Raw genomic sequence first — 13,472 nt, 5'->3', positions numbered from 1 at the left:
TTCTTTTTTGTGTTATAATTTTAGAGTGAGATTGTAATATATGCATCTTAGAATTTCTAAAAGGAGCAAATTTTTAAAATGAAATGGTTAATTGTATTTGGACCGGTAATAGAATTAGTATTATATGCAATAGTTTCTAAGTTTTGGATAAGTGATTTTAAAGAAATAAAACCAATAATTATTTTACAAATAGTACTTTACACTTTTCTTATTACACCATTATTACTTTGGGGATATATGTTAAAGCACTAATAAATATAATTTTACAATAAAGTAAGCATACCAACGAAAAATCGGGAAGAATGCTTTTTTTTATCCTTATTTTTCTTGGCCTATAGGATTTTTATACAACTAATCAAGTGAAAAACAGAAAAGCCCCTTATAGGGTTTTTCTGTTTTTTGTTATCAAGAATCATTCTTTCCAAAATTGTTCCAGTAGAATAACAATCATGGTACCTACGAGTAATCCATTACTTAAAACATATTTGAAGGTAGATGGTATTCCGCTAAATGCACTTTCTGGAAGAAACATTATTCCCAAACTAATTAATAATGAAATTCCTAATATCGTTAATCGACGTTGGTTTAATTCTTCACGTAAAATCGATTGAAATGAAATTCCGATCATTTGGACAAAGGTTGCTAAAAGCGCGGCATTTGCAATAGGACCTGGTAGCAAGGATATAAAGCCTACAAAAGAGGGAATAAAAGAAATTCCAGCTAATATGAGATTTGCTATAAGGAACGGCTTCACTTTTTTTTGTCCTGTTAGTTGAATAAATCCTGCTGATGCAGGTAATGGTACAACGCCAATTGTAGAGAACAACGACGTGAAAACATGAGATATACCTCCGACCCATATACCACGGTTCAAAGTTTGTCTTTCATTTTCTTTAGATAGCGGAGACACTTGTTTTACAGCCGAAATTGCAGCAATTGTGTTTGCAACTAATAGGAATGTAAATAAAGTTACAGTTATGGTTATCCCAGTATCTAACTTAGGCATGCCCCAAGCAAATACATCAGGGAACTTAACTAAAGGTGAATCAGAAGGAAGATGGGACGGTTTTCCAAATACAGCATACAAAAGCCAACCAACTGAAATTCCAAGTAACACAGCGTAACTTTTCATCCATCCTTTCCCCTTAATTGATAAGAAAGTAATAAGGGCAAAAACAAAGAGTGCAATAGTAGCTAATGTATAATTAGGATGAGTTACTGTTCCTTGTAACCCCATCATTCCTTTTAGTAACACTCCACTAAGCTGAAGAGCTAAGATTAAAAGAAAAGTTCCTGTAACCAAAGGGGTAAATAAACGTAGAATTCGATGCACAAGTCCTGTTATCCCAAGGACGAAAAGTAATAGACCTGCAATAATTAATCCACCTTCTAAAAGTCGGAGTACATCTTTTGCACTTTGTCCCTGATGCATAGCTACTTGTCCCAATATGACAAATATACTTACCCATGAACCGGCTGGGCCATCCGCAATGGGATAGCGATGCCCTAACCATGCTTGTAAAAAAGAACTTACTCCCACAACTAAAAAAGTTCGCTGCATTAAAGTTGAAATTTCATCAATTGATAAATGGAATATGCCTCCAATAATGATTGGCAATGCAATTGCATTTGCTAATAGAAACACAAACCACTGTAAGATACTAAAACTAGTATTAACATATTTATTATTCATATTAATCTCCCCTGCTTAAAAAAGAACCTTATAGAAAAAATCCATCTTTTCTATAGTGGTAGATTAAAAAGATGGATTTCTAAGGTTTATATAGTGTAAATTTATTTTAATTTAATAGAAATATTTTTTTATTATTTACCATTTACGATAAGGTAAGAATTTACCATTAAGTGTTAGGATTACACGGTCACCATTTGGATCTTCTTTTTTCTCCACACCTAGTTCGAAATCAATTGCACTCATAATACCTTCACCAACTTTTTCTTGAATTAATTCTTTAATAGTTGGTCCGTACACTAATAACATTTCATATAAACGATATAAGATTGGGTCAGTAGGAGGCATTTGCATTGCATCACCTCTATGTGGAATAATCGTTAAGGCTTGAACTACTTCTTCATTTAACCCTAATAATTCAGCCATTTTTTCTGCTTCTGGACGGGTCATTGTAGCTTGTCCTAATAATGCTGTTACAACCCAAGACTCAGAGTTCTCACTTACTTTTGAAATTTCTTCCCATGTTAAACCTTTTGCAATTTTTGCTTCTATAATTTTTTGCGTAGCTTCTTTTCTATTCATATCTATTAACTTCCTTCCATTTAAGTAATAATAATTAATTTTTCACTTCATTTAATGTTTTATATCCATCAACTAATAAATCTAATTTACCTGTGTGGGGATCAATAGCTAAACCATGGACAGGAATATCTTTTGGTATAAATGGATGATTTCTTACTAAATCAATATTAGCTTGAATTGAATCGTTGACATGATCAAATCCAAATAACCACTTTTCAAGGTCAATTCCAGCATATTCGATGGCTGAGAAAATTTCTGGTGAAGATACTCCACGATCCAATATTTTTTGAAGTGTTCCTTTTGGATTACTTTGGCTCATTCCACATGCATGATGTCCAATAATATAAATTTCTTCTGCATTCAATTCATATACAGCTGTTACAACACTTCGCATGATACTACCGAAGGCATCTGTAATCGTACCACCTGCATTTTTGATGATTTTTGCATCACCATTGTGTAAATCTAAAGCTTTTGGAAGCAGCTCGATTAAACGAGCATCCATGCAAGAGACAACAACCATACGTTTTTGAGGTATCTTTGTTGCTTCATAAGGAAGGTATTCCTTGTTTTGTACAAATTGTTCATTGTACGCTAAAATTTCTTGTAATAACATATTTTTAACCACCTTTACATTAAGAGTATTTCTTTGTTGAATCCACTATGTTATAAGTAAAGTGATATAAGAGGATAAATTAAGTATAGTGAATTGTATCGATAAGCAGAATAAGTTGGCGAAACACTATCTGGCTTTCTACTTTCATGATGAAAGGATTGATTTATATCATTGATCAAACAGATTTTGAGATACTGAAATTATTAGGAGGAAACTCAAGAATTCAATGGAAAGAACTCGGTCAAAAAATACATATGACAGGGCAGGCTGTAGGAAATCGAATTCGAAGACTAGAGGATTTAGGAATAATTGAGCAATATACAATCGCAATAAACCGAATCAAATTAGGACAAATAGTGACTGCATTTGTTACTGTGTTCGTAAAAACAGCTAATCATCAAGAGTTTAAGATGTTCTTTCAAGAAGAAGAAGCAGTTTCTGAAGTACATCGTACAAGTGGTGAAGGATGTTATTTATTAAAAACTCATTTTGCTTCGAATGAAGAATTGGATACATTTCTAGAAAGACTATTAAAGTATGGAAATTATCGTGTTAACCTATCAATAGGAAAGTTAAAATAAAGCTAATCACATTTGGAAACTGACACAAATTACGAATAGAAATAAGCAAAACAAAAAAAGCCCGATAAATGGACTTACCCCTGTCAAGTAGACACATTTAAATAAGACCGACTAAGCAGCCGTTGTTAACCTGTATTTTACAGGGGAACAACGGTTGAGTCGTTTTTGTGACCGTTCATTATTATAGAAGTGGATATACTCTTCAATCGCTTGAATAAGTTCCTGTTCTGAATTAAAATTAGATAGATACACCATTTCACATTTGAAGTGTGAGAAGAATGATTCAACGCAAGCGTTGTCTAGACAGTTTCCTTTGCGAGAGTGGCTGCCTAACATATTATTCTTTTCTAAGAACTGGCTGTATTTTGTAGACGTGTACTGGAATCCCTGATCTGAATGCAGGATACTTCCATGCACGTTTCTTTTTTTACATAAATCACTAACTGTTTCGATGACTAATTTAATATCATTTCGATCTGAACACTTCCAAGATACAACTTCATTATTATAAAGATCCTGAATAACTGAAAGGTAATAAAACTTGTTTCCTACTTTGATAAAAGTAATATCTGTCCCAAAAGCAATATTTGGCATTTGTGTTTTAAACTGGCGATTTAAGAGATTAGGATAAACATTCGATTCATCTCTCCCGAAATATTTTCTTTTCTTTCGAATGACTGATTTGATATCTAGTTCCTTCATTAATCTATATACTTTTTTATGGTTTACAACTAAACCTTCTTCTCTCAAACGGTCAGTTATTCGTGGATAGCCATAATACGGACGTATTGAATGAATCGCGTGAATGTGTGATTTTACAGCTTCTTCTTTAATTTTATTGGATTGTTGATTCTCGGCTGATTTTCTCCATTTATAGAAACCAGACCTTGATACTTCAGCGATTTTAACAAGCATAGTGATAGGATATTTATCTTTCATCTCTTCAATAATTTCGAATCTACTTTCTTTCGGAGTTTTCCCTCCTTGATTTAGATTTTGATATCGCTTTTTTAGAAAGGCTACCTGTGCTTTCAGATAATCTCTTTCTTCCTCAATACTTACAAATTTTGTTCTTTGAAACCCATTAAAACGATGGTTTGTATGTTTACCCCGTTTATCTTCAAAAGATCTACCTTCTCTGTATCGATTTACCCAATCTTTAAGTGGAGAAGGACTAGGCATTCCAACTTCAAGGGCAACTGTTTTATAACTTTTATCTCCTTCAAGATATAGTTTTACGGCTCTAAGTTTAAAATCCTCAGAATATTTTTTAGATGTACGATTAATTTTAGACAAAATAAAATCCCCCAATAGTAGACTACCTATCCTTATTATCGGATGGTCTTTTTTGTGTGTCTACTATAAGGGGATAATATCATAAAGGGCTTTTCTGGTTTTATAATGTAATAAATGATTGCTAAACTTTACTAGTTTTAACTGTCATAAAATAATTCCACTTGTATACATAGTCACTTTTGTATTGACCTTAAAGGGAACTTTTGAATAGTCCTTTTCCCAATTTAACTTCTTCCAAGTATCAGGATGATAGGCCATTAAAGATCTACCTATTCCTAATGCATCACAATTTGTTTCTTGAAGAATGCTAATTACTTCTTTTAGCTCGTTTTCGATATTTTTAGCAATTTTGTTTTCTATTTCCCTTTTCTTGATATTACTAGCTAGATCTTCGCCAGTATACTCGATTAAATCGATCTTTATTTTTAAATCGATCTTTACTTTAGGTTGCTTTTCATTTTTAATTTGTAGGTTTCTTTTTATACTTTTTACTTTAAAAGAAACAATCTCATTATTGCTCCCTAATGGTTCCGTCAAACTCATCGTATTACTTTTTTTGTCTTGCAGTAATAACAATAATTTTGACTGTTTATTATTTAGGACTTTTCCGGTAAAACGATTGTTTTCTAAAAGTGCCACACCTTTAATTTTTATTGTTTCATCATCTATTTTTTCTAAATAAGGGACGACTAAATCCCTACCTGGATCGTCCATTTTTTTGTAAATAGTTTCTTGTGTCTCTTTTGGAATTACAGAAATATTTTCAGCTGCCTCAAGCATTTCTGAAAGTGACTCACTGATAGAAATATCTTTATAAGTTTTCATTTCAATAATACTAGAGGCCTGTCCTTTTACGATTGCTACTCGTGAAGTTAGTGGGTTTCTAATAAATCGGAAAAAGGTATCAAAATAAGGATACAAATTGTTTTTTGCGAGGTTTTCACCTAATAGCATCACTAGCAATTTGTTGGGTGAAAAACTACCAGGAATTTGGTAATCAATATTGTTACGTACATCTCTTATACTTGCGCCTTGATCATTAACAATATAATTAGTGGCCTCGGTTTGGTCACCTTTTACAATATTAGCACTGACGCTTGCAGTTCCCTTAATATTGTCATTAGGAAGTTGGTCATATGCAATACTTAGTACTAATGCAGAGTCCTTCAAGGAGTGTTGATCCCAGCAGCCTGTTAAAAAGAAGATTAATAAATAAACAATGTAATGATATTTTTTCATGATACTTTAACTTCCTTACTTTTAATCTTAAAGAGTAGGGAAATACATAAGATCAACGCCGGAATCAATAGTATAAAAATAAAACTCGAAATAGATAAGATTTTTATTAAGATATCTAAAAACCCATTTGAAGAAGGTACTAAATTACTAACTAGAAAGATAATCAAGCAAATTGCAAGAGTAGAAAATGTAGTAACTCTATTTCTATTTATCAAATTTGAAATGCCAACATTAGCCAAATTTAAATAAGCAACATAGGAAGAGGCAATTACGACAAACCACAATGAAAGAAATAGTAAATCAAGTCGTTCTAGTACTTTGAAAAAAGTTAAGGTTTTAAATAAATAAATTGTTGGTTCTGGAATTAACGCCATTTCTTTTTTACTAAAGAATACGAAACATAAAACGACAGTAAATAGATTAATCATTGTAATAAATAATATAGAAAAAATAGAGCTTTTTATTATTTTTCTATGAGGGCCTTTTACAAATGGGTAGACAACTAAAAGACACTCAAAACCATGTAGAAAATAATAAGACGTATAACTTCCTTTCATTATATGGGTAAAGTTAACTTGAGCAACTGGTAGTAAAAATTTCCATTCCACCTGTTGAAACGCTTCAATACTAAAAACGAAAATGATTAAAAATGTCCAAAAAGATAATTGGAAAAATCGAGTCATCGTTCGAATATTTTCTTTTCCTAAATAGATACCAATTATCAATAAAAGGAGTAAAATACTCCAAAATGGTGAGTTTGGAAAAACCCACTTACTAAAAACAAATAGATAGGATTGATTAATTGAATAAGCAATAAAGACAAAATATAAAATATAACAAATTTTTAATATTCCACCGATCCATTTTCCAAAAAAAAGCGTACAAACTTCAAAAATTGTTAAATTAGGAAACCGCTTAATTAAAAATGAATATAGGAATATAGTACAAACAGAATAGAAACAAGAAAGTAATAAAGAAATCCATCCATCATGAGCACTTTCTTTATATAAATACATTGGTAGCCTTAATGTTGTAACATTTAATTGGACGATTACCATATAAAAAAATAATTGAAAGGATGAAATGGTCTCATTTTGCTTAATTATCATTTTTTCCACCCTTTCGTTCCTTGGGACTGAATCGTATCAGTGGGTTGCGCATTTGTCGGTCGAGTCTTCATTTTCCAATTTGGCACTCTTATCAAGGTATCCTTTAAATCCTTTATTCGAATTGGTGCAAGAGGTGAAAAGTATGGAGAACCAAAAGATTCTAGTTTAACAATATGAATAAAAATAAGCGTTAAACCGAATATAATACCAACAAATCCATAGATTGATGCCAAAATAATCATTGGAAAGCTTAATAATCGAAGTGTAAAACTCATTTCATGAACAGGAACAACAAATGATGCAACTGCTGTGATGGCGAGTACTACTGTCATAGGATTTGAAACTAAATTAGCCTCTACAATAGCTGTTCCGATAACGAGCCCTCCTACAATGCCGATCGTTTGAGCAATTGGGCTTGGTAGTCGGATGGATGCCTCTCTTAATAATTCCAATATCAATTGCATAATGATCGCTTCGACAAATGGTGAAAATGGTACAAATTCGATGCTGTTTTGAATAGTAGTAACTAATTCATATGGGAGAATTTCATAACCAAATGAAATAACTGATATGTATACTGCAGGTAAAGTTATACAAAGAAAAAAACTAAATAGCCGTATGATTCTTAAAAAAGACCCAACTAAAACCCGCCCATTATAGTCATCAGGAGTTTGAAAAAACATAAAAAAAGTAGCTGGCATAATTGAAACGGTAGGACTCCCTTCAACGATTACTGCAATTTTACCGTCAAACAAATTTGAAATAACTCGATCAGGACGTTCTGTTTTTAATAATTGTGGGAAAGGGGAGAAGGAACTATCCTCGATAAATTCTTCCAGTTTACCTGATGTTAAATTATTTTCAAGTTGAATTGAATGAATACGATTTTTAACATTTTGTAGAATATCTTTATTTACTATATTATCTAAATATAAAATGCCAACATTTGTAGCAGGATCACCAATTTGTACAATTTCCGTTTTAAAATGAGAACTTCTAATTCTATTTCTTATATAATTTACATTTTTACTTAGGCTCTCAATAAAACCGTCGTGAGCACCCGAAACGACTTTTTCATTTACAGGTTCACTAGTTGATCTCACTTCAAATAAAATAGTATCTATTATATAGGCTTCCTTGGATCCATCCTCTAATATAATTGTATTTCCATTAATAAGAGAAACATTAATTTCGTTAAAACAATCAGTTGTAGAAATAGTTGAAACCGGAAGATCAGTCATAATATTTCCATGTTTTATATTTAAAAGTACCTTTATAATTTTTTCATTAATAATCTCTTTATTTGAGATTGTATCGATAAAAGCAATACATAGTGGTCTATTATTGAAAGTAATCTTTCTTGTTTTAAAATCAAAAACATTTGAAAACTCTTCTTTTAATTTTTCTAAATTACGATTAATGTCTTTAGAAATTGTAATTGTTTGTTCCGTTTTCAATAATATTCCACCTCCTATCGTATATTGTTTGTAAAATAGAAAAACATATTCATTGGTCAGATTAAGTAATTGAATGATTATAAATAAAGAAAAGGGCTATCTCATGGGTCAGATTAACTGACACGAGAAGCCCTATTTTTGATTGTAATTATAAAATAGAATGCACTAGCGCTAGTGGGAGGTATTTTAATAGTTCTTTTCATTTTTAGTTACTTTTTATCAAGTATTTATTCAATATAGAGCATATTTTGCAAGTTCTCCCTTTGAAAGTATCTACCTTTGTACAAGTTTTAGATCATAATACCTTAACCGGTAGAGGTAACTATTAATTTTATTTGCGATTCTTGGAGATTTAATTGCAGTTTTGCTAGTTTTATTTGCGATTAACTCTTCATTTACTTTAGAATAACAAGCAAAAAACCAGAAATGTCGTAGAGGATATTTCTGGTTTTTTGACATGATTTTTCATTAAACAGCAGAAAATCACGAAAAAAAGTTTGAATTGAATGAATTTTGCAAAATGCCAATCGTGCCAACTCTCAATATAATGAATCTATCTTAAGAAAAGGAAGAAGGTTAGTAGATGAAAAAGAAAATGTTTAAAAATGTTACAACACTAGCATTAACAACAGGACTTATAGGCACTACATTAACACCGGTTTCATTTTCACATCAGGTTCATGCACAAGCAACTTCAAAGATTGATCAAGTATTAGCAAGTCTAACACCTCAGCAGCGTGAGGCAATTAAACAATTGAAGCTAAGTGACAAAGCAGGGCTTCTGGTTTCACCTGAAGTCGATCAAACAAGCGACAAGGTTACGTCTGTCATTGTCGAATTTAAGGACAAGCCTCAGCAAACTGCTGTTTTAGAAGCAGAAGCAGATGGTGATTCACTAACTGCAAAAGATGCACAAGCAAAAGTGGACGCTTCGCACGAAACTTTCCAAAAAGATTTAAAAACAATTTTTAGTAGTGAATTAAAAGCTAAGAAAAATCCATATTCAATTAAACGTTCATATAAAAAAGCATTTAATGGGGTTTCTATGACGCTCCCTGCAAACAAAATTAAATCGCTTCTTAAATCAAATTCAGTAAAAGCAGTCTATAGTGATTTACAAGTACAAGTAGAGCCACCGTCAATCAGTGAAAAAGCTACATCAGGAAAACAAGCTACAACTCATACGATGGTTACATTTCCTGGAGTAGAAAAGCTTCATGAAGAAGGCTTTACAGGTAAAGGCGTAAAAGTTGGTATTCTTGATACTGGTATTGATTATAACCATCCAGATTTAAAAGGTGCTTTTAAAGGTGGTTATGATTTCGTTGATAATGATAATGATCCGATGGAAACAACTTACGCAGATTGGAAGAAGTCTGGACAAGCTGAGTTAGCCACAAACGGAGAAGCTTACTATACTGAGCACGGAACGCATGTAGCTGGTATTATTGCTGGACAAGGGAAAAACGATGGGGATCTTGCAGTAACAGGTGTTGCACCAGATGCTGATATTTATTCTTATCGTGTTTTAGGGCCATATGGATCCGGCTATACATCAGCTATTCTTGCAGGACTCGATAAAGCAGTTGCAGATGGTATGGACGTTATTAATATGTCTCTTGGCGCAAATTACAATGATCCATTATATCCTACAACAATTGCGGTTAACAATGCTGTTCTTGCAGGTGTAACTGCGATTGTCGCAGCAGGAAATTCTGGGGATTCAATGTATTCTCTTGGGGCTCCTGGTAATTCACCATTAGCTATTACAGTAGGAGCAAGTGATACATCTATTACAATTCCATCCTATACAGGAGCATTCCATGCGGCAACAGGAGATCTACCTGCTGATTTAAAACTAGCTGCACAAGGCTTAACGGATAACGTTGCAGACTTTGATGGCCAAACTCTGCAAATGGTAAATGTCGATTATGGCGGTGAAGTTAGTTATTGGAAGGATGATAAAGCTACTGTTCCAATTGATGTAAAAGGAAAAGTTGTACTGGCACAACGAGGAAGCTACCCAATGGCACAAATCATAGCGACTGCTAAGGCACATGGTGCAAAAGCTGTTGTTTTATACGACACGCCCGTTCCAAATGGTGATGTATATCTTGGAGAAGGTTTTAACTATATACCAACATTTTTACTAAGTAACGCACAAGGAAAAGCTTTAGCAACTAAATTGCCTACATTTGGAACAGGAGCAGTACCAGGTGCATCGATAGACTTTACTTTTAGTAATATGAAACAATTAGTGACAACAGGTGATAAATTAGCGCCGTTTAGTTCACGCGGTCCATCACGTGTATTATACGATATTAAACCTGAAGTAATTGCACCAGGAGTATCAGTATTTTCTACTGTTCCTTCCTATATGCACGGAGCGGATCAAATCGGAAACTATAATTATGCATACGATCGCTTATCTGGGACATCGATGGCAACGCCAAACGTTGTAGGGGTAGCCGCTTTAATCAAGCAAGCTCATCCTGATATGGATACTTCAGATATTAAAGCAACACTTATGAATACAGCGGATCCCTTATCTGATAAATACAGTGTTTATGAAGTTGGCGCTGGGCGTGTAAACCCTTATAAAGCTGTTCATGCACAGACGGAGATCCAAGTTAAAGACACTACTTCAACGGTTAAAGATAATGCAACGAATACCGGTGGAACCACTCTAGCAAGTAAGGGCATTAAACAAATAAAAAACATTACTGGAGCGTTAAGTTTTGGTGAACAAGCTGTTGATGGTAAAGACTTGACAGATCAATGTTCAATCACTTTATTTAATAAATCTTCTGTAGATAAAACATATGACGTAAAGGTTCAGTTCCAGACATTAGATGCTCGCTTTACAGACGACTCTAGAGCAAATCAAGATGCTGCTGAAAATGGTGTTACACTAGATGTAAAATCTTCTATCAAAGTAAAAAAATACAGCAGTGCGAATATGAACGCTACGATCAATGTTCCGAAATCTGCAAAACTCGGAACTTATGAAGGATATGTAGTCTATACAAACCAGAAGGATTCAAATGAAACATATAAAATCCCGTTTGCGATTCACACGGTAAAAGAAGGGATAGCCTATGTAACTGGTAATCCATCAGCTTATACAATTGCATATGAAGCAGGAAGTAACTACACGAGATGGTCAATTGGAGTAAACTTTAAACTGAATTCACATATGCGTTACTTTGATTTCTTCCTTGTGGACCCAGAAACAGATAAAGAAATCGGATTCTTGGGCTCAGCTGATGGAATGGGAGCAGACGAGAATACGGAATATTATTTCCGAGGAGTTTTAAATGAAGGTAGATATTATCCATTAACTGGCAATCCGGATAATCCAATTACGTATGATTCAAAACAGACAGATCCTGGATTATATAAAATTCGTATGGTTGGTACAAACGATAAAGGAGAAAAGTTCACATCAGATGCACCGGTTTACTATGGAGAGAGAGAACCAAAGGTAACGATGGACAATATGACAGCAGGGGGCATTTATGAAACTACTATCCCAACTGACACTAAGGTTACTGTATCAGGAAATGTATTTGATAAAGATATCGATGAGATGAAGGCAGGGGGCATTTCTGCTTCACAAGGAGATAATACTTTTACGTATTATAATCCTTCTAATTCATCAGAAATCAGTATTCCATTAGACTCAAAAGGAAATTTCAATGCACAAATACCTTTAGCTACTTCTGGTCCAATTGTAAATCCAATTACAGAATACGATTTCTCAGATTATAGTAAATCAAGTGTAAGAAATTATGGCAGTTTCATTGATGCTTATTTTGTTAGAAAAGGTACTTCTTATACAACTGCAATTTCTGATAAGAAACGCATAAACATGGGGGAATCAACAACTTTAACATTCTCAACAAAAAATGTGAAAACAAACTTGAAGAAAGCTGAATTCAGTTTCGTATATCCAAGCACGTTCCTTGATGTAGTAAATGTACAACCAAATATGGCTTTTAAAGGCAAGCTAGATGTTCAATATACGACTACCCCTTCTGAGGGTGGGAACACTAAAATGACGATTACTGCAACTGCAACTGGAGACCTTGCGAATAAAGGAATTGCTGGCGATGTATCCCTAGTAGACGCAACATTCAAAGCAAAAGACGTCTACTACAAAGGACCAATGAGCTTCAAAAGTACAACCGGTTCAAGATTCTTTAGCGCTGTTTATACAAATGTGGATAACAGTACAGTAACGACTCAAGGAATTCAACCGTATTTCTATATCACACCTACTTATTCACTTATGAGATCAGGCATTGAAGCAGAAGGATTAATGAAGTTTGGTGGTTTAGAGCCAGAAATGAAACAACTTGACTATAGTAAAACAGGTACAAAAATTAGTGTGAAAGATTCAAAAGGTAAAGAATATGGTGTAACGGATCAATTTGGTTATTCTTCAACAAATCCGTGGTCAATTAGAACAAGGTTGCCGATAACAGAAGATAATTTTAATTTGAAAATTGATGTACCAGGTCACTTTACGCTCTCAAAAGATTTTACAGTAGGGATAAAAGAAGACGGAAAAGTAACAGCAGGATCAAAACCAGTTCAATATGACTATATCCCTGGTGGAGATGTCAATAAAGATAATGTCATTGACGTAAATGATGCGCTGTACATTCAAACATACTGGGATACAAATAAGCGTGCTGCTGACATTAACTATGATGGCGTTGTGGATGCAAAAGATATGCAATATGTCATTAATAACTACATGATGCAAAATCCTTGGAATGATAATTCGCCAAAACCAGTTAAGAAATATAAAGGTAAAACATTAGATGATGTGTTAGAAGCACTTGGTCTAAATTAATCTATAAAATTACAGAAAATCGGTAATCTCAAGTGAGGTTA

10 protein-coding genes are annotated in these 13,472 nt (G+C 33.4%); 3 read left to right on the top strand and 7 right to left on the bottom strand.

Annotation, left to right across the window (positions count from 1 at the left end):
* The first annotated feature begins 78 nt into the window (after positions 1-78).
* Positions 79-252, top strand: a complete 174-nt coding sequence (locus AN960_RS24355; protein ID WP_156339624.1) for a hypothetical protein — start codon at positions 79-81, stop codon at positions 250-252.
* A gap of 160 nt (positions 253-412) precedes the next feature.
* On the opposite strand, the gene AN960_RS05185 is transcribed toward AN960_RS24355, so the two are convergent.
* The 3 genes from AN960_RS05185 to AN960_RS05175 form a co-directional block, all read right to left on the bottom strand.
* Positions 413-1,693, bottom strand: a complete 1,281-nt coding sequence (locus tag AN960_RS05185; RefSeq protein ID WP_056467836.1) for a purine/pyrimidine permease — start codon at positions 1,691-1,693, stop codon at positions 413-415.
* A 135-nt stretch (positions 1,694-1,828) separates the two neighbouring features.
* Positions 1,829-2,272 (bottom strand): cyanase, encoded by a 444-nt coding sequence (cynS, locus tag AN960_RS05180; RefSeq protein WP_056467834.1) that lies wholly within the window; start codon positions 2,270-2,272, stop codon positions 1,829-1,831.
* A 34-nt stretch (positions 2,273-2,306) separates the two neighbouring features.
* The gene (locus AN960_RS05175; protein WP_056467831.1) at positions 2,307-2,888 is read right to left on the bottom strand and encodes a beta-class carbonic anhydrase; all 582 of its coding nucleotides are present in this window, start codon (positions 2,886-2,888) and stop codon (positions 2,307-2,309) included.
* A 149-nt stretch (positions 2,889-3,037) separates the two neighbouring features.
* Here AN960_RS05175 and AN960_RS05170 point away from each other — a divergent pair, with 149 nt between their 5' ends.
* On the top strand, positions 3,038-3,469 hold the full coding sequence (locus tag AN960_RS05170; RefSeq protein WP_056467903.1) for an Lrp/AsnC family transcriptional regulator: 432 nt from the start codon (positions 3,038-3,040) through the stop codon (positions 3,467-3,469).
* A gap of 111 nt (positions 3,470-3,580) precedes the next feature.
* Here AN960_RS05170 and AN960_RS05165 read toward each other — a convergent pair whose 3' ends face one another.
* The 4 genes from AN960_RS05165 to AN960_RS05150 all read right to left on the bottom strand — a co-directional run bounded on the left by AN960_RS05165 (position 3,581) and on the right by AN960_RS05150 (position 8,570).
* The gene (locus AN960_RS05165) at positions 3,581-4,765 is read right to left on the bottom strand and encodes an IS3 family transposase (protein ID WP_172795395.1); all 1,185 of its coding nucleotides are present in this window, start codon (positions 4,763-4,765) and stop codon (positions 3,581-3,583) included.
* A gap of 144 nt (positions 4,766-4,909) precedes the next feature.
* Positions 4,910-6,004, bottom strand: a complete 1,095-nt coding sequence (locus AN960_RS05160) for a Ger(x)C family spore germination protein (RefSeq protein WP_056467828.1) — start codon at positions 6,002-6,004, stop codon at positions 4,910-4,912.
* A complete protein-coding gene (locus AN960_RS05155) occupies positions 6,001-7,113 on the bottom strand; it encodes a GerAB/ArcD/ProY family transporter (RefSeq protein ID WP_056467825.1) in 1,113 nt (370 codons plus the stop codon). Before AN960_RS05155 ends, AN960_RS05160 begins: the two co-directional genes overlap by 4 nt.
* On the bottom strand, positions 7,110-8,570 hold the full coding sequence (locus AN960_RS05150; protein WP_056467822.1) for a spore germination protein: 1,461 nt from the start codon (positions 8,568-8,570) through the stop codon (positions 7,110-7,112). Before AN960_RS05150 ends, AN960_RS05155 begins: the two co-directional genes overlap by 4 nt.
* A gap of 583 nt (positions 8,571-9,153) precedes the next feature.
* Between AN960_RS05150 and AN960_RS05145 the strand changes: the two genes are divergently transcribed.
* A complete protein-coding gene (locus tag AN960_RS05145; protein WP_056467819.1) occupies positions 9,154-13,431 on the top strand; it encodes a S8 family serine peptidase in 4,278 nt (1,425 codons plus the stop codon).
* Positions 13,432-13,472: the final 41 nt, after the last annotated feature.

Source organism: Bacillus sp. FJAT-25509 (genome assembly GCF_001420605.1).
Taxonomy (GTDB): Bacteria; Bacillota; Bacilli; order Bacillales; family Bacillaceae_G; genus Gottfriedia.
Note: the sequence above shows the minus strand (reverse complement) of the source record. Positions and strands in the feature narration are given on the sequence as shown.